Genomic DNA, 15,744 nt, shown 5'->3' on the forward strand with positions numbered 1-15,744 from the left:
AACGGGGGCGACCTGATCCGGCCCTAGCGAAGGGCACACTCGACGGAAGACGGGAGCAGCAGCCGGATCCCCCGCGGAAATCCTTCGGACATGGTGACACCGCAGGCTTGACTCTGACACTGTGTGAGCCTGTGAGGTGAAGTGGTCATGTTGAGAATCGGAGATTTCGCGAGGTTGGCCGGTGTCTCGGTGCGCATGCTGAGGCACTACGACCAGCTGGGGCTGCTGACGCCGGCGCGTACTGACGAGTTCACCGGGTATCGCTACTACGAGGTGGCCCAACTGGATCGGGCCAATCAGCTCGTGGCGACGAAGGAGCTCGGGTTCACCCTCGACGAGGTGAGTGAGATGCTCCTCGAGGGGCTCAGCGACGCCCGGCTGGTCGAAATGCTCCACGAGCGCGAGGCCGCGCTGATGGCTCAGATCGATGCAGATCAGCTGCGGCTGCAGCGGGTCCGAGCGAGGCTCCGATCGATAGAGAAGGGAACCACCATGTCCACGAGCAACTTCACCGAGACGAGCCTCCCGGCAGTCCGACTTGTCCAGCTCTCTGCGACTGCGTCGTCCATGGAAGAGATCGAGCCTCAGATCGGGCCCATGTTCGGGCGCGTCAATCAGGAGATCGACGAGGCGGGCCTGACGCGAACGGGGCCAGGCATCGCCCATTACACAGTCACGGATGCGGGAGTGCTCGCCGCCGCTGGTGAGCAGATCGGCGACGTCGCCCCGCCACCTGGGCTGGACGTCGTGACATTGGGTTCGGTGCCACGGGCATTGACCACGACGTTCGAGGCAGACGGCATCGAGGGGATCCAGGCAGCCTGGCAGGCGCTTGTCGTCGAAGTGGACGCGCGTGGTCTGACGCCGACGGGAGTCTGCCGCGAGGTGTATCGCGAGACTCCGTTGGACCCCGAGGGCACGAAGTGGGTCGTCGATCTGCAGCAGCCCATCGAATGAGGTCGAGGGGGCGCGGGAACGGGTAGAGTCCCGTTTCATGTCTGAGCAGCTGCCGCCGTGCCCCGAGTGCGGATCTGAATACACCTATGAGCAGGGTTCCCTGCTGGTCTGCCCGATGGACGGTCACGAGTGGTCGCCCGAGGCGGGCGCCGACGACGCCGGAGAAGCCCCCGGGTCCGTGATGATCCGCGATGCGGTGGGCAACCCGCTCGCCGACGGCGACACGGTGACCATCGCCAAGGACCTCAAGGTGAAGGGCTCCGGGTCCGGCACGATCAAGGCCGACACCAAGATCAAGAGCATCCGCCTCATCGACGACGGCGTCGGCGACCACGACATCGACGCCACGGTGCCCGGATTCGGCCGCATGCAGCTCACATCGAGTGTGGCGAAGAAGGCGTCCTGAGCGAGTCGTCGACGTCTCAGTCCACCACCCCCCGGTGTGGCATGCTGGGCCTATGCCCAGCGCCGTGACTCTGATCCGTTCCGAGAAGCTCTCCGACGTCGCCGAGTACGCCTACGCGGCCACCGCGCCGGCCGAGGCCCGGCTGATCTTTCTCGCCGGCTCCTGCCCGCTCGATGCCGACGGCGCGACGGTTGCCGTCGGGGACTACGCCGGCCAGGCCGCGGCATGTGTGGCGACGATGAAGGAGGCGTTGGCCGCCGCAGGGTCCACGATCGACGACGTCATCAGCACGCGCGTGTTGGTGGCCTCCTCATCCCAGGCCGACCTCGTGGAGGCTTGGGAGGTCGTGCGCGATGCGTTCGGCGACCATGACGTCCCGAGCACGCTGATGGGGGTCACCGTCCTCGGCTACGACGACCAGCTGGTGGAGATCGAAGCCGTCGCGGCCGTCGTGGACTGACGGTCCGCGAACATGCGGTCCGGGCCCCGCCGGTCAGCGGGTCGGTCGCTTCAATACCGCACGGTCGCGGGCGCCGGCCGTTCGGGAGCTTCATACGGCTCGGGCCAGAATTCGGTCACCTCGGTGATCAGCCCCGCCTCATCGAAGGTCAGAAACGCCTGCGCGTCGCCTCGTTCGTCGCCCACCGTCCACGTGAACCAGATGACGGCGCGCCCGGCATCACCGAGGATCCACTTCTCCTGAAGGTGCCACTCGCCAGGGTAGGAACGATTGAAGCGCAGGAAGGCGTGCCTTCCGTGCCAGCGCTCGCGGCTCTGAGGAGTCGTGTAGACGACGTCGGCATGCAACATCTCGGACCAGGTCTCCCAGTCCCGAGCCTCAAGCCGGTGGAGATAGGCGCGGGCAAGAGTCGGGGTGTCCACCATGGGCAGAGTCTATGTCCTGGACGTATGCGCGGTTCGACAGCGTCGGACTGGGGCGACGTGGTGTGGACCAGCATCTCAGTGCTTGAAATGGACGAAAAGCCGCCCGAAGTTCTTGCTGTCCTTCTCCACCCGGTGGTACCTGGCTTTGACGTCCTTGCGGTCCAGGTACCGCAGCACCCGCTTCTTCAGCTGTCCGCTGCCCTTGCCCGGGATGATCTCCACGGTCTTCACCTTCGTGCGTTCGGCTTCGTCGATGATCTCGGCCAGTGCGCGGTCGATGTCGCGGCTCTTGTTGTAGATGTCATGCAGATCGAGCGTGAGTCGTTTCGACATTGCTGGGCCTGTCGTCGGTTGGACGTGCCATCATCCCCAGGCTACAAGGTCGTCTGATCTGGGATGTTGGTCCTATGCCCAGTGCCGTGAGTCTCATCCGTCGGTGACTATGCCGGTCAGGCGGCGGTATGTGTGGCGACGATGAAAGACGCCTTGGCCGCGGCAGGAGCCCGGATCGATGACGTCGTCAGCACGCGCGTGCTGGTGGCGTCGTCGTCCCAGGCTGATCTCGTGGCGGCCTGGGAGGTGGTGCGTGATGCGTTCGGAGACCATGATGTCCCGAGCACACTGATGGGGGTCACCGTCCTCGGCTACGACGACCAGCTGGTCGAGATCGAAGCCGTGGCCGCAGTGGTGGACTGAGGGCTCCCGCCGCTCTCAGGTGCGCCGCAGGGCCTGCTCGAGCGGAATGCGGCCATCCTGCCGCGGCGTCAGGAGCCAGACGATCCCATAGGCACCGACCCCCAGCACTGGGAGCAGGAACGATGCGAGCAGCAGAGCCCGCACGAGCCAGACGTTCGCCCCGAGCTTCTCGGCGATGGCCCCGCCGATTCCTGCGACGAGACGGTCAGGGCCTCGCCGAAAGCCGAGCGAGCGGATGGTGTCGAAGATGCGATCCATGCTCCCGATGGTACGCGCACCGTCTCGGAAGTCTCTGCTGGGCACGCTTCGAGTGGGCGATGGCCGCTGTGCAGGGGGCGCAGATAATCCTCAGCCGCGAGTTATCCACAGATGCCCGGAGGGGGTGGTGGCCGGTGCGGCGCCCGACGGAGGATCGAGACATGAGTTTCGAAGACCTCCCGGAGAACTGGACCGACATGCCCCTGACCTCCCAGCAGCTGGCCGCCGATGCGGTGGATCTGCTGATCAGTGAGAAGGACCGTGCTCGGAGCACGATGCTTCTGCTGCCCTGCGATGCCCGAGGCGTTGCCTACCCCGCCCCGGTGCTGATCAGCGAGATCGACTGGCACGTCGGCCCGTCCGAGCGTCGAGAGATGGTGGAAGCCCTGGCCTCCCTGCAGCTGAACTCTGCGTTGGTGGCGGCGTCCTTCCGTCATCGCCTGTCCGACGCTGTCGTCGCAGCCTGGGCCACTGATCTGCAGGAGATCTTCGACGATGCGGGCACCTGGCTGCTGGGGTTCTTCAGCGTCTGGCCTCGCACGGTGGAACCGGTGGCCCTGAGGCTCACGGCGTGAGCGGGCTGCGGCAGCTCTGCGCCCGAAGGGGCGCGTAGGCTCTCCTCATGGCGCCTCACGAGTTCATCCCCGCAGACTTCGACCCGCCGACCGCATTGGCCACCCGGCAGTTCCGGCTCGAGCCGCTGGGTCCGCAGCACAATGAGGCCGACCTCCGGGCGTGGACATCGAGCATCGCGCACATCAGGGCCACTCCGGGGTATCCGGACGGCTCCTGGCCGCCGGAGCAGGGCATGAGCCCGGACGAGAACCTCACCGACCTCACCCGGCACGCGGCCGACTTCGTTGCGCGTCGAGGTTTCACCTTCACGGTGCTCGATCCCGACGACGACGTCATCGGCTGCGTGTACCTGTATCCCTGCGCTTCCCCGGAGCGTGACGTGGAGGTGCAGTCCTGGGTGCGGCAGGACCGCGCCGAGCTGGACGAGCCGCTCGCCCAGGCGGTGGCGGACTGGCTGGTCGTCGCCTGGCCCTGGGAGAACCCGGACCGTCACGGTCGCTGATCCCGCACCTTCACCGTGACGGTGACGTGGTCGCCGACGTCGATCCGCTCGGCCCGCTGCACCGCCACCTTCACCGGCACGAGGAATCGGCCGTCCTTCGGCCAGACGGCCGTGTCGAAGTCGGTGGCGCCGATGGTGGCGCGCACCGGCACCTGCCCCCAGTACATGAGACCCCGAGCGGCCTCCTTCAGCTGGGCGGAGAGCTCCTCCGGCATGGGCGCGAACACGAACGGCGCAGGCCCGCGCCATTCGATGAGCTCTGCGTCGAAGGTCCAGCCCGTCATCGACTCTCCATGCGCTCATGCTAGCGGCAGGCAGGGGAAGGGGAACTCATCAGGCCGAGTCCTCCGGCCAGTCGAACCGTCGGAGTGTCCCGTAGGAATCACGGCGGGCGGCGTAGGCCAGGGTGGCCTGCTCCGGGGCGTCGTCGCCGATCAGGACCCGCAGGGGGCGGTCGGGGTCGCCTAGGTGCGCGATCAGGGCGTCGGCGGCGAGGCGAGGATCAGCGTCCGTCGGCTGCGTGTCGGCATCAGGGGCGGGCCACGGGACAGCGGGGGTACCGAAGAGGTCGGTGCGCAGCGCGTCGTACTCGGGCTTCGGCTCGGCGAACGTCATGCTCGTCCCGGCCCAGTCGGTCGCGAAGCCGCCCAACTGGGCGATCGTCACCCGGACCCCGAACTGCGCGACCTCGGCGGACAGCGCCTCGCTGAACCCTTCGAGAGCCCATTTGCTGGCGTTGTACACCCCGAACGTCGGCATGGCTCCGACGGCGCCCACCGTGGAGATCTGCACGATATCGCCACCGCCGCCGGCCCGCAGGTGGGGGATCGCGGTGCGCGAGACCCACATGGCGCCGAACAGGTTCAGGTCCACGAGGTCGCGGGCCTGCTGCTCCTCGACCTCCTCGATCGCGCCGACGAAGCCGGCGCCGGCGTTGTTCACGACGACGTCGAGACCGCCGAACTCCTGGGCGGCGTCATCGACGACGGCGGCGACGGCATCGGCGTCACGGACGTCGAGCAGAACCTCCCGGACTGAGCTCGGATGGGCATCGAGCAGCTGCGACATCGCTCCGGGGCTGCGGACGGTTCCGATGACGCGGTCTCCCTGTGCCAGGGCGGCCTGCGCGAAGGCGCGACCCAGCCCGCGGCCTGCGCCGGTGATGAGCCAGGTGCGGACGGGAGCTGGTGTCTCAGGCATGGCAAGTTCCCTTCAGCGAAACGGTTCGTCTCGCCAGTATCATGAGCGACGCTTGATCCTGTCAAGACGGTGCGTCTCGTCTCGCGATGAGGTACTCTACCGGCATGACGCCTACGCCGGAGACCTCCACGTCGGGAGCGCGGGAACCTGACGCGTCCCGACGCAGTGATCGAGCCCGCCGAGCGATCCTCTCTGCGACGCGCGAGCTGATCAGCGACGTCGGTTATGCCCGGCTGAGCATCGAAGGCATCGCCTCGGCCGCCGGCGTCGGCAAGCAGACGATCTACCGCTGGTGGAGGTCGAAGGCCGCCGTCGTCTTTGATGCGATTCTGGAGGCCAACTCTCAGGACGGAGGGTCCGTGGCGTTGCCGGACACCGGTGACCTCGAATCAGATCTCCGGGCCGTGCTGCGGGGGACCGTCGCCGCGCTGACCGAGCCCGCCACCGACCGCCTCCAGCGCGCGATCACCGCAGAGATTCAGACGGACCTCGTCGTCGCTGACGAGTTGGTGCACCGTCTGCTCCGGCCTCAGCTCGACGCCACCGCTGCGCGCATCACGGCAGCGGTGCAGGCTGGCCAGGCCGGTGAGTCCGTGAATCCGCAGCTGGCGGCGGAGCTCCTCTTCGGCCCGGTCTTCCATCGCTGGCTGCTGCGAACCGGCCCGCTGGATGACGAATTCGCCGACGGTGTGCTGGCCATGGTTCTGGCGGGCCTGTGGCCCCGCTGAAGGGCGCGTGAGGCTTCCCGCTCGTCTCGGGCCGAGCAGCAGTTGTGCGGGGTGGGCCAGCGGGCTACTGTGTGGGCCTCACTCGATCTCGCTGTCAGGAAGGTCCCCCGTGGGAAAGCTCATCGCGTGGAACATCATGTCGATCGACGGCTTCTTCGAAGGGGACGAGCCGTGGGACCTCCGTCTCCACGAACACATCTGGGAAGACGATCTGCGCGATCTCAGCCTCCACTTCGGCGAGGAGGCCGGGCTCCTCGTCTTCGGACGCGCCACCTATGAAGGAATGGCGGCCCACTGGCCGAGCGACACGAGTGAGCCGGAGATCGCACGGTACATGAACAGAATCCCCAAGCTCGTGGCCTCCCGGACGCTGACCGAGCCCGAGTGGAACAACACCGAGGTCACCGCCGATCCTGTCGGGGAACTCGCGCGCCGGAAACAGAGCACCGACCTGCCCATCTACGTCTTCGGCAGTGCGGAGCTCGTAGATTCACTTCTCGAGGCCGGCCTCGTCGATGAACTTTTGATCGGTGTCGCTCCGGTGATCCTCGGCTCCGGCACACCGTTGCTGAAGGCACGCGTCGCTGCGCGTCCGGTCCGGTTCCTCGAGTCACGCACGGTGGACACCGGGGGCGTCCTGCTCCGCTACCGCGTCACGGACGCGTGACCGCTGCCGCTCGCCGGCGGCCGTACCATCACGTGCTGACTATCGCCCGGGCATCGGTCGGTGCCTGCTGGATGGGATGGAAGGAAACGTCGATCTCCCCTCCGCAGCGTCAGGATGGGGCGCTCGTCGCCGTCATGAGACGAACCGTCAGGCACTCCCGCGGCCCCGCTGTTTGGTACTCTTCCGGTGACGGCGGACTCAGTCGTCGACTGCACTTCCAGGCGACGGATCGCCTGAATCATTGCGGAGAGGCCTGAGGAGATCGGGACATGTCCGGATGGGGTGCCGCGCATCGACCTGCGCGGAAGACCACAGTGCCGCCTGCCCGAGGCGGCTGACGAAAGGACATGATCATGACGGACAGGACTGCGAAGAACCACGAGAAGGTCGTCAGCAAGATTGCGGCGATGGACGAGCCCCGACGGACTGTCATGCGCCGCCTGCATGACCTGATCCTCGAGGCCGCGCCGGATCTGAAGCCACGTATCTGGTATGGCATGCCCGGTTACGCGAAGTCGGCGAGCTCCCCGGTCCTGGTGTTCATCCGCAATGACGAGCTGATCTCGCTCGGGGTGAGTGAGAAGGCCGGACCCGTTCCGGCAGGCGAAGGAGAGGGGCGGCTCCTTCCGTCGGCGTGGTTCGTCGACGAGCTGGACGATGTGACGGAGCGTCGCGTCGCAGAGATCGTCCGCGCCGCCGTCGCCTGAACCCGGGAGGGCTCCTGCCTGCAGCGATTCCGGTCGCCTGGACTTCTGTGTCCCGTCCGAGCGCTGCCCCCGATGGTCGTACGCGCCGACAGTACAGTGGAGCCCATGACTGAACCGACCCGCTGGGTGACCGAGACCGGGGATGACCACTCGCAGTGGTACATCGACCGCTTCCGCCGCATGGCTGCCGAGGGGAAGGACCTCGTCGGTGAGGCGCGTCTGGTGGACGCCATGGTCCCGCGGCAGGCCCGGATCCTCGACGCCGGCTGCGGCACCGGGCGGCTGTCCGGTGAGCTCCATGCCCGCGGCCACACGGTGGTCGGCGTCGATGCCGACGACGCGCTCGTCACCGCAGCGCGGCAGGATCACCCGGGCCCCCGCTACGCCGTGGCAGACCTCTCCGAGCTGACGCTGGAGATGCTGGGGGAGGCCGAGCCCTTCGATGCCGCCCTGCTGGCGGGCAACGTCATGGTGTTCGTCGCCCCCGGGACCGAGGTCCAGGTGCTGCGGAGCGTCCGCGACTGCGTGACCAGGGAGGGTTTTCTGATCCTCGGCTTCCACGTGGACCGCCACCTGAGCCTGCAGGACTTCGACCGGCATGCCGCCGACGCCGGGCTGTGGGTCGAGCATCGCTTCGCCACCTGGGACCTGCGGGCCTGGCATGACGACGCCGACTTCGCCGTCACCGTGCTGCGCCGCGCAGGTGTCTGAGGCGCTTGCAGAGTGCCGTCATTCGGGGTGAGGGCGACGACGGTGCTGCTTGGTCTCGGAGCGTCTCCGTTTCGCCTCCAGCCGCCGACGGCGTGAGGCCCGTGTGGGGCGGGTCGGCCGGCGCGGGGTCTCTGGGAACACGGCATCGCGCAGCAGGGCGGCCAGTCTCTGCCGCGCGGCGGCCCGGTTGCGTCGCTGAGACCGGTGCTCCGAGGCGTTGATGGTCAGCATGGTCCCGGTGAGCCGGGAGGCGAGGCGGTGGAGGGCCCGCTGACGCTGCTCCTCGGTCAGTGCCGTCGTCGTGGCGAGATCCACGCTGAGCTGCACGCGGGAGGCTGTGGTGTTGACACCTTGCCCGCCGGGGCCGGAGGCGCGGGAGAACTGTTCGTCCAGCTCTGCCTCCGGCACGCGCAGACCGTGCGGCGCACCAGGGCCGGGAAAGACATGCAGATCGTCCATGGGGACGAGTCTGCCGCATCGGATGCCTGAACCTCGACCTGGCAGCCGGAGGTCCGCGCAGGTGTGGATGGGTTCTCCACAGATGCCCGAAGGGGGTGGTGGCCGCCCGCTGCGGGCCGCCAGGATCGGGGCATGAACTTCGAGGATCTCCCCCAGGACTGGACCGCCGTCCCCCTGACCTCGCCGCGCGTGGCCGGCGCCGTCGTAGACCGGGTGCTCAGCGAGAAGCTGCGTGCTGAGGACACTTTGCTGCTGATTCCCTGTGACGAGCGCGGAGTCGCCTACCCGCCGCCCATGCTCATCAGCGAGACCGACTGGCAGGCTGACGGGCAGGAGCGTCGCGAGATGTTGGAGGTGCTGGCCTCCCTCGGTGTGCCCTCCATGGTGGTGGCCTTCTCCTCCTCGCGGCCGGTGCCCAGCGGCGTGGTGGATGCCTGGCGTGCCGACGTCGACGCCGCGTTCGCTGCGGTGGGCACTCGACTGCTCGGCGTCTTCACTGCCTGGTCGCACACCGTCCGGCCCGTCACGCAGGTCCCGGTGGGAACCTGAGTCCGCCGCCAGTAGGCTGGGGGCTGTGAGCACCTCGACGGATCTCAGCCTGCACACCACCCTGATCGGAGAGGGTGGCCCTGTGGTGGTCTTCCTGCACGGGCTCTTCGGGCAGGGGAAGAACTTCACCCAGATCGCGAAGGGCCTGACTCCGGAGCACCGGAGCCTGCTGCTGGACCTGCCGAATCATGGGCGGTCCGAGTGGACCGAGCGAATCGACTATGCAGAGATGGCCGATCATGTGGCTGCGAAGCTGAGTTCCGGCGTCGCGGCCGAGGGGCCCGTCCATCTGGTCGGGCATTCGATGGGCGGCAAGGTTGCCATGGTCCTGGCCCTGCGTCATCCCGAGCTGATCGACAGGCTCGTGGTGGTGGACATCTCTCCGGTGTCCTCCGGGGGACCCATGGGTCAGTTCGAACATCTTCTCGACAGCCTCGCCACCCTCGACGTGACCCGGCTGAGCTCACGCCGCGAGGCCGAGGAGCAGCTCCAGGAGCCGATTCCGGAAGCGATGACCCGCGGTTTCCTGCTGCAGAGCCTGGTCCGTGAGGGCGGGGCGTTCCGGTGGCTGTCCAATCTGGAGCTCCTGCGCTCCGAGCTCGACGTGATCGGCGGCTTCCCTGACGCCGGTGACGCGCAGTTCACCGGGCCCGTGCTCTGGGTCGCCGGCGCCGACTCGGACTACATCGACGAGGAACACCGGCCCGTGATGCGAGAGCTCTTCCCTCAGGTGCAGCTGCTGCGTATCAAGGACGCCGGTCACTGGGTCCACGCGGCTCAGCCGGAGGTCTTCACTTCAGTCCTGCGGCAGTTCCTCGGATCCTGAGCCCCCTGGAGGGTTTGACCCGCCACGCTCCACGACATACTGTATTGCATATGCAAATTGCAGTGAATTCCGAGGAGTCGTCATGGTGTCTCGATCGCTGACCACAATCATCGGACTGACAGGAGTCGTGGCCCTGACCGGATGCGGAACGCTCGGAGGTGAACCGCACGACGATTCGGGGCAGGAGAGCCCCGAGTCCACGTCCGAGGAGAGCCCGGAACCGGCGTCTGAGGATTCGCCCGACGAGCCGCGTGAACCCGCCGAGGACGTCACGCTCACCATGGACGACGCGGTGAAGACCATCACGTACCCCATCCAGGGCAGCTTCGCCGAGGGGGAAGTCACCATGGGGCTGCACTCCCTCGAGGTGGTGGACGACGCCATGCTGCTGACGGTGAGCTTCGTGCCGGAGTACGAGGACCCCTCCGAGGTGCATCTCTTCCAGAACCTGCACAGCCTGGGCAGCACCACTCTGCTGCCCGTGGTGAACGACCGTGAGAATCTGAAGGCCTATCACGTGCCGCGGCAGACCACGAACCAGTTCGCCCAGGGAGGCGGATGGCTCGGCGGATCCTTTGCCACCGGTGCGTGGGCGTCGCCAGTCGGTGACATCGAGGCTCAGCATGGGGAGCTCATCACGCATTGGGCGTACTTCCCTGCTCCTGAGGATGACATCGACACGGTCGACGTCGCGGTCGTCCCCGGGGTTCAGGAGTTCCAGGACGTGGAGATCCAGCGATGAGGAGCCATGATGTGCGCATCCCCGCAGGGGTCGCCGTCGGCATGGTCGTCCTGCTGGGCACGACGGCGGCGGTCCATCCCGGACATGTCGGGGGCCCGGTCGAGCAGACGGAGACCCTCGATGGCCCGCCGGAGCGCCCCGAGGACCTGAAGATGGACGACGCCGTGCACGCCTACGACGCTGACCCCTTCATCTACCGGTACGCGGCGCAGGACTTCATTGAACATCTGGGTGATCCCACCGTGGAGGACGCCGAGGAGAACCTGATCTCCCTGTCCACCGACATCCTCTTCCGCATCAACAGCTGGGAGCTGCCTGACAGGGCCGGCGACCACCTGGCCGAGCTGGTGGACGAGATACCAGAGAGCGCCGAGGTGCAGGTCACCGGGCACACCGACTCCGTCCCCACGGGCGAGGAGTTCGACAACCAGGAGCTCTCGGAGCGGCGGGCCGAAGCGGTCGCCGACGTCCTGAGCGAGGAGAGGCCCGATCTGACGCTGGAGGTCTCCGGCAAGGGCGACACCGAGCCGGCAGTCACCGAAGAGGAGGAGGACCCCGCCACCTACGCCGCGAATCGCCGCGTGGAGATCGTCTACGAGGACTGATCCGGCTCAGCCCGCGGCCGGCACGTGGTCCGGGTGCGCGGTCCGGCGGCCGTCCTCACCCCGGTCCAGGGCGTCGAGGACGGCGGCGTCCTCGGCTGCGAGCTCCCAGTCCAGGACCTCCAGATTGCTGGCCATCCGCTCGGTCTGGTCCGTCTTGGGGATGATCACGTCGCCGCGCTGCAGGTGCCAGCGCAGGATCACCTGGGCAGGGGTGCGTCCCAGCCGGTCGGCGAGCTCGATGACGGCGGGGTCCGTCAGGTCGTCCCCCTTGCCGAGCGGGCTCCACGCTTCGACGGCGATCCCGTGGTTCCAGCACCAGCGGCGCAGCTCATCGTTGGAGAAGTACGGGTGCGCCTCGATCTGATCCACGGCTGGGAACACGCCGGTGGCCTCGATGATCCGCTCCAGATGGTGGGATTCGAAGTTGGAGACGCCGATCGCTCGCGCCCGTCCGGACTCGGCGACGGCGATCATGGCTCGCCACGTGTCCACGTAGTCGATCTCCAGCATCGGCACCGGCCAGTGGATGAGGAACAGGTCCACGGCGTCCAGGCCGAGATGGGCCAGCGACTCGTCCAGGCTGCGGTCGACGTCGTCGGGCGCATGGTTGCCGTTGTCGAGCTTGGTGGTGATGAAGACGTCATTCCGGGCGACGCCCGAGGCGCGAAGTCCTTCCCCGACGCCGGCCTCGTTGCCGTACATCTGGGCAGTATCGATGTGACGGTAGCCGGCCTGCAGGGCCGCGGCCACGTTCCTGGCCGGGTCCGACGACCGGCCGGTGCCGTATCCGATGCGTGGAATGCTGGTTCCGGAGTTCAGCTGCTGGTGTTCCATGGCCCGAGCATACGCGTCCTGGCCGGTCCGGGGTGGCGGGTGTCGGCGTAGGATGCCGTCATGCTCGGACTGACGCTGATGCTCACCCGCTTCCTCTCAGCCCTCCGCACGGCGTGGCAGGACCTCGTCTTTCGCGGAGCCTTGCTGAGTCTGCTGATGCTCGTGCTCAGCGCCACGATCTTCTACACGCTCAGCGAGGGGTGGCCCGTCCTCGATGCCCTGTACTTCTCCGTGGTCAGCGGCCTCACCGTCGGCTATGGGGACCTGGTGCCGAGCAGCCCATTGGCGAAGGTCTTCACCATGCTCTACGCGCTGCTGGCCGTGGGGTTGTTCGTCACCATCGCCGCCTCTCTGGGTGGTGCCTTCGCCAGGAACCGGTCTGAGCGCAGGGCCGGGCGCCGTCGTCGGCGGCGGGACGGAGACTCGGACTCCGAGCCCGACGTTCAGGTGGACGGAGAGCTCGATGCTGAGGCACTTGAGGGCCTGCGCGTCCGCGTGCACCCGGACGGGGCCGCCTCGGGATGGTCTCCGCGCAGCGCTGACGGCCGGGAGAGCTGGGTGACCGCGACGTCTTCTGGTCGGCTGGTGGGGTTCGTGCGGGTGATCGGCGACCGGGACCAGGACGCCGTCGTCCTGGAGCTGCTCTTGGATCCCGAGCATCACCGGCTGGGGGAGACGCTGGTGCAGCGCGCCGCGGAGATGGCACGAGAGGCGGGACACAGGCGGCTCTTCGCCGATTTCTCTGACCCTCAGGATCGTGCTGTGTTCAAAGCCTGCGGGTTCGTCCGGGGCTCGGCCGGCGTCCGGCAGCTCATCTGATGGCGAACAGCGGGAATGCGTGCGCGGCTGGGACGGTTTTCGCCACCATGCGTGCGATGACTTATTCCGAGTACGGTTCACCTGACACTCTGCAGCTCACCGAGCAGCCGACCCCGAAGCTGGGCCCCGGCGCGGTGCTGATCGCGGTGGAGCGCGCCGCGGTCAATCCCGTCGACTGGAAGCTCATGGCCGGTGGGCTCGACGCGATGCTTGATGCGGTGTTCCCCGTGATCCCGGGATGGGACGTCTCCGGGGTGGTGGAGGCGGTGGGCCCCGACGTCCCCGAGTTCGCTCCAGGAGACCGAGTGGCGTCCTACGCCCGCAAGGATGTCGTCCACGGCGGCACCTATGCCGAGTTTGTGGCTCTGCCGGCCACTTCCGTGGCGCGCGTGCCCGCGGGCGTGTCCTTCGATGAGGCCGCAGGCCTGCCGTTGGCGGGTCTCACCGCGCTGCGCTCCCTGGAGACCCTGCGTCTCTCCGGGGACGACACCCTGCTCATCCACGGCGCCTCCGGGGGAGTGGGTCATCTCGCGGCCCAGCTGGCCTCGGCTTCCGGTGCCAGGGTTCTCGGCACGGCCTCGGAGCGGAATCACGAGAAGCTTCGGGCGCTGGGCGTGGAGCCGCTGACCTACGGCGAGGGGCTCGCAGAGCGAGTCCGTGGCCTGGCGCCCCAAGGCGTCACGGCGGTCGCCGACTTCGCCGGGGGAGTGCTCGAGCAGACGTTGGATGTGCTGGCCGAGGGCGGTCGCCACGGGTCGATCGCGGACCCCTCAGTGGAGGAGCACGGCGGTCGCTGGGTGTGGGTGCGGCCCGACGGGCAGAAGCTGGCCGAGCTCTTGGCTAAAGTCGCCGACGGCGCCCTGAGTGTGGAGATCGACCGGCACTTCCCCCTGGAGCAGGCGGCCGACGCGATGACGCACAATCAGGCCGGCGCCGGCTCCGGGAAGATCATCATCGACGTCACGGAGTGATCGGCTGATCCAGCAGCTGCTGCACGGCGGCGCGGTCACCGCGCACCTCGAGAGATGAGGTCGCGAGGTCGCGCCGCCCCCAGAGGAGCAGAGCGACGTCTTGGGCCCGGCCGCGGATCTCCGCGGCCGGGTCTTCTGCGTCCTCGGGCATGACCCAACTGGTCGCGGCGTCCGTGGCGGTCACGCGGACCGACGACGACGGCGGCTCCGCGCGTCCCCGCCGCACCTGGCGGGGGTGCATGACGGTGATGATCTCGTCGATTCCGTCGGCCCACACCTCGGCCCCCGCCTCGGGTGGCTCGGCATCGAGAGACTCGGCGAGATCATGGAGGTGGATCAGGGTCTCGTGCACCTGGCGACGTCGCCAGAACGACGCCGTTCCGTCACGTCCGAGGATCCGCGCGGGAGCATTGGGGCTGAGCTGAGTGAGGGTCTCGTGGAGGTGGGCGGCGCAGGAGCGATAGTGCGCGGCGAGGTCCTCCGGGTGTTCTGCGGGGCGTTCCTCGTCAGGGGCCGAGGCGAGGCCTTGAGCCATGTCCGCCGCCCAGAGGTGGACGTCACTGAGATGCACGGTGAGGTCCCGGACAGTCCACCGGCCACAGGAGGGCACTGGCGCGTCGGGGTCGGCGACGAGCAGATGCGCGTGGAACTCCCGCTGCAGGGCGGCGAGCAGCGCGAGATGGTCGATGTCAGGCCGACTGGAGAAGTCACGCATGGAGACAGCGTAGCTGCGGCGGCCATGGAGTGGCGTGGGCATGCTGAGGATGGCACCTGGGTGGGGGCCGTCCTCAGCATGTGGAGCAGTGAATGTGGCGGATGCGGTGGTGGTCAGGGGTGGCCACGGATGTGGACACGATGACTGGTGTGGAGCAGGTCGATGGGTCCGGCAGGTGCGGCGCGACGGTGAGAGTTCAGGGCGCGCGGCATGGCCCGCAGTGCTGTCCAGTTCAGACGTGTCAGGGGTGGGGGTCTGTGCCGGGACCGACAGGGCCGAGGTGGCGCTGGGGGACTCGGCGGCGCTGATGGTGATCCCGGGCCCATCGGTGTCGCTGTCTTCGGTGGTGTGGCCGGTTCCTCTTCGGTGAGCAGTCCGTGGGACTTCAACCGATGGTGTCTGCGGCACAGGGCCTGCAGGTTGGGCCCGCTGGTGGAGCCTGCCGGGTAGGGGAGCCGGTGGTCAAGATCGCAGCGCTGCGCCGGGATGGTGCACCCCGGGGCCTGGCAGACCCCATCGCGGAAGATGATGGCGTCCCGCAGCCGGGCCGGAGCGTAGCGGCCGGTATAGGTGATGGAGAGGATGTCCGGAGAGACGTCTCCTGCGCCGGGCCGGTGCGGGCCGGGCTGGATCGGACCGGGCTGGGGTGGGCTGGTGGTGGCGTGGTACCAGTCGTGGCAGGTGCGGGGATCACCGGCGAGGTGGCGGACATCGCTGGCCGGGATCACCCAGTTCCGGTCGGCACTGATGCCCGGGTCGTCGCTGTGTCCGGTCAGGGTGGTCTCAGGGATCATCACCGCGATCTTCGCCTCTACCGGGGCGCCCTCGACCCGGCCGGAGAGCAGCCAGGAGGCGAACAGATCAGCCTCCAACTGAGCCAGAGTCCGAGGATCCCGTGCATCGGCTGGATCTGTGGGTGGGGGTTCGAGGC

Annotated in this window: 24 protein-coding genes and 1 pseudogene; 16 read left to right on the top strand and 9 right to left on the bottom strand. The window is 68.0% G+C overall.

The window, feature by feature from the left end; genetic code table 11:
• The first annotated feature begins 147 nt into the window (after nt 1–147).
• The 3 genes from ABD658_RS10960 to ABD658_RS10970 are packed head-to-tail and all read left to right on the top strand — an operon-like array spanning nt 148 to nt 1,823.
• Nucleotides 148–957: a MerR family transcriptional regulator gene (locus ABD658_RS10960; protein WP_344681287.1), complete on the top strand. Its 810-nt coding sequence runs from the start codon at nt 148–150 to the stop codon at nt 955–957.
• Nucleotides 958–994: 37 nt separating this feature from the next.
• Complete coding sequence (locus tag ABD658_RS10965) at nt 995–1,363, top strand: zinc ribbon domain-containing protein YjdM (protein ID WP_344681289.1); 369 nt, start codon at nt 995–997, stop codon at nt 1,361–1,363.
• Nucleotides 1,364–1,415: 52 nt separating this feature from the next.
• On the top strand, nt 1,416–1,823 hold the full coding sequence (locus tag ABD658_RS10970; RefSeq protein WP_344681291.1) for a RidA family protein: 408 nt from the start codon (nt 1,416–1,418) through the stop codon (nt 1,821–1,823).
• A gap of 50 nt (nt 1,824–1,873) precedes the next feature.
• On the opposite strand, the gene ABD658_RS10975 is transcribed toward ABD658_RS10970, so the two are convergent.
• Nucleotides 1,874–2,248, bottom strand: a complete 375-nt coding sequence (locus tag ABD658_RS10975; protein WP_344681293.1) for a nuclear transport factor 2 family protein — start codon at nt 2,246–2,248, stop codon at nt 1,874–1,876.
• Nucleotides 2,249–2,323: 75 nt separating this feature from the next.
• Nucleotides 2,324–2,581: a Smr/MutS family protein gene (locus tag ABD658_RS10980; RefSeq protein ID WP_344681295.1), complete on the bottom strand. Its 258-nt coding sequence runs from the start codon at nt 2,579–2,581 to the stop codon at nt 2,324–2,326.
• 96 nt (nt 2,582–2,677) lie between these two features.
• Here ABD658_RS10980 and ABD658_RS10985 point away from each other — a divergent pair.
• A pseudogene (locus ABD658_RS10985) lies at nt 2,678–2,944 on the top strand (RidA family protein); the annotation flags it as partial.
• 15 nt (nt 2,945–2,959) lie between these two features.
• On the opposite strand, the gene ABD658_RS10990 reads toward ABD658_RS10985, so the two are convergent.
• Nucleotides 2,960–3,202 (bottom strand): PspC domain-containing protein, encoded by a 243-nt coding sequence (locus ABD658_RS10990; protein ID WP_344681297.1) that lies wholly within the window; start codon nt 3,200–3,202, stop codon nt 2,960–2,962.
• Between the two features lie 161 nt (nt 3,203–3,363).
• Between ABD658_RS10990 and ABD658_RS10995 the strand changes: the two genes are divergently transcribed.
• Entirely contained in the window at nt 3,364–3,777 is a 414-nt protein-coding gene (locus ABD658_RS10995; protein WP_344681299.1) for a hypothetical protein, read from the top strand.
• A gap of 47 nt (nt 3,778–3,824) precedes the next feature.
• The gene (locus ABD658_RS11000; RefSeq protein ID WP_344681301.1) at nt 3,825–4,280 is read left to right on the top strand and encodes a GNAT family N-acetyltransferase; all 456 of its coding nucleotides are present in this window, start codon (nt 3,825–3,827) and stop codon (nt 4,278–4,280) included.
• On the opposite strand, the gene ABD658_RS11005 is transcribed toward ABD658_RS11000, so the two are convergent.
• Nucleotides 4,268–4,564, bottom strand: coding sequence for a DUF1905 domain-containing protein (locus ABD658_RS11005; protein WP_344681303.1), 297 nt, complete (start codon nt 4,562–4,564; stop codon nt 4,268–4,270). The two genes, ABD658_RS11000 and ABD658_RS11005, sit on opposite strands and share 13 nt — an antisense overlap.
• Before the next feature lie 49 nt (nt 4,565–4,613).
• Complete coding sequence (locus ABD658_RS11010; protein ID WP_344681305.1) at nt 4,614–5,480, bottom strand: SDR family NAD(P)-dependent oxidoreductase; 867 nt, start codon at nt 5,478–5,480, stop codon at nt 4,614–4,616.
• A gap of 104 nt (nt 5,481–5,584) precedes the next feature.
• Between ABD658_RS11010 and ABD658_RS11015 the strand changes: the two genes are divergently transcribed.
• The 4 genes from ABD658_RS11015 (at nt 5,585) to ABD658_RS11030 (ending at nt 8,293) form a co-directional block, all read left to right on the top strand.
• On the top strand, nt 5,585–6,208 hold the full coding sequence (locus tag ABD658_RS11015; RefSeq protein ID WP_344681307.1) for a TetR/AcrR family transcriptional regulator: 624 nt from the start codon (nt 5,585–5,587) through the stop codon (nt 6,206–6,208).
• A gap of 109 nt (nt 6,209–6,317) precedes the next feature.
• Nucleotides 6,318–6,875 (top strand): dihydrofolate reductase family protein, encoded by a 558-nt coding sequence (locus tag ABD658_RS11020; RefSeq protein WP_344681309.1) that lies wholly within the window; start codon nt 6,318–6,320, stop codon nt 6,873–6,875.
• A gap of 353 nt (nt 6,876–7,228) precedes the next feature.
• The gene (locus ABD658_RS11025; protein WP_344681311.1) at nt 7,229–7,582 is read left to right on the top strand and encodes a DUF1801 domain-containing protein; all 354 of its coding nucleotides are present in this window, start codon (nt 7,229–7,231) and stop codon (nt 7,580–7,582) included.
• A 105-nt stretch (nt 7,583–7,687) separates the two neighbouring features.
• Nucleotides 7,688–8,293, top strand: a complete 606-nt coding sequence (locus ABD658_RS11030) for a class I SAM-dependent methyltransferase (RefSeq protein WP_344681313.1) — start codon at nt 7,688–7,690, stop codon at nt 8,291–8,293.
• Between the two features lie 18 nt (nt 8,294–8,311).
• On the opposite strand, the gene arfB is transcribed toward ABD658_RS11030, so the two are convergent.
• Nucleotides 8,312–8,752, bottom strand: a complete 441-nt coding sequence (arfB, locus tag ABD658_RS11035) for an alternative ribosome rescue aminoacyl-tRNA hydrolase ArfB (RefSeq protein ID WP_344681315.1) — start codon at nt 8,750–8,752, stop codon at nt 8,312–8,314.
• Between the two features lie 132 nt (nt 8,753–8,884).
• Here arfB and ABD658_RS11040 point away from each other — a divergent pair, with 132 nt between their 5' ends.
• The 4 genes from ABD658_RS11040 (at nt 8,885) to ABD658_RS11055 (ending at nt 11,474) form a co-directional block, all read left to right on the top strand.
• On the top strand, nt 8,885–9,301 hold the full coding sequence (locus ABD658_RS11040; protein WP_344681317.1) for a hypothetical protein: 417 nt from the start codon (nt 8,885–8,887) through the stop codon (nt 9,299–9,301).
• A gap of 25 nt (nt 9,302–9,326) precedes the next feature.
• Nucleotides 9,327–10,127, top strand: coding sequence for an alpha/beta fold hydrolase (locus ABD658_RS11045; protein WP_344681319.1), 801 nt, complete (start codon nt 9,327–9,329; stop codon nt 10,125–10,127).
• Nucleotides 10,128–10,209: 82 nt separating this feature from the next.
• Nucleotides 10,210–10,869: a hypothetical protein gene (locus tag ABD658_RS11050; RefSeq protein ID WP_344681321.1), complete on the top strand. Its 660-nt coding sequence runs from the start codon at nt 10,210–10,212 to the stop codon at nt 10,867–10,869.
• The gene (locus ABD658_RS11055; protein ID WP_344681323.1) at nt 10,866–11,474 is read left to right on the top strand and encodes an OmpA family protein; all 609 of its coding nucleotides are present in this window, start codon (nt 10,866–10,868) and stop codon (nt 11,472–11,474) included. Before ABD658_RS11050 ends, ABD658_RS11055 begins: the two co-directional genes overlap by 4 nt.
• 6 nt (nt 11,475–11,480) lie before the next feature.
• On the opposite strand, the gene ABD658_RS11060 is transcribed toward ABD658_RS11055, so the two are convergent.
• Nucleotides 11,481–12,308, bottom strand: coding sequence for an aldo/keto reductase (locus tag ABD658_RS11060; RefSeq protein ID WP_344681325.1), 828 nt, complete (start codon nt 12,306–12,308; stop codon nt 11,481–11,483).
• 60 nt (nt 12,309–12,368) lie between these two features.
• On the opposite strand from ABD658_RS11060, the gene ABD658_RS11065 reads away from it, so the two are divergent.
• Together ABD658_RS11065 and ABD658_RS11070 are read left to right on the top strand one after the other, a co-directional pair.
• Nucleotides 12,369–13,127 (top strand): GNAT family N-acetyltransferase, encoded by a 759-nt coding sequence (locus ABD658_RS11065; RefSeq protein WP_344681327.1) that lies wholly within the window; start codon nt 12,369–12,371, stop codon nt 13,125–13,127.
• Between the two features lie 56 nt (nt 13,128–13,183).
• Nucleotides 13,184–14,098 carry an NADP-dependent oxidoreductase gene (locus ABD658_RS11070; RefSeq protein ID WP_344681329.1) on the top strand — a complete coding sequence of 305 codons (915 nt, stop codon included), beginning with the start codon at nt 13,184–13,186 and terminating at the stop codon, nt 14,096–14,098.
• On the opposite strand, the gene ABD658_RS11075 is transcribed toward ABD658_RS11070, so the two are convergent.
• Nucleotides 14,088–14,813 (bottom strand): maleylpyruvate isomerase family mycothiol-dependent enzyme, encoded by a 726-nt coding sequence (locus ABD658_RS11075; RefSeq protein WP_344681331.1) that lies wholly within the window; start codon nt 14,811–14,813, stop codon nt 14,088–14,090. The genes ABD658_RS11070 and ABD658_RS11075 overlap by 11 nt on opposite strands.
• Nucleotides 14,814–14,926: 113 nt before the next feature.
• The gene (locus tag ABD658_RS11080) at nt 14,927–15,685 is read right to left on the bottom strand and encodes an HNH endonuclease signature motif containing protein (protein WP_344744548.1); all 759 of its coding nucleotides are present in this window, start codon (nt 15,683–15,685) and stop codon (nt 14,927–14,929) included.
• Between the last annotated feature and the right edge of the window lie 59 nt (nt 15,686–15,744).

Origin of the sequence: Nesterenkonia aethiopica (assembly GCF_039534665.1) — a bacterium.
Taxonomy (GTDB): Bacteria; Actinomycetota; Actinomycetes; order Actinomycetales; family Micrococcaceae; genus Nesterenkonia; species Nesterenkonia aethiopica.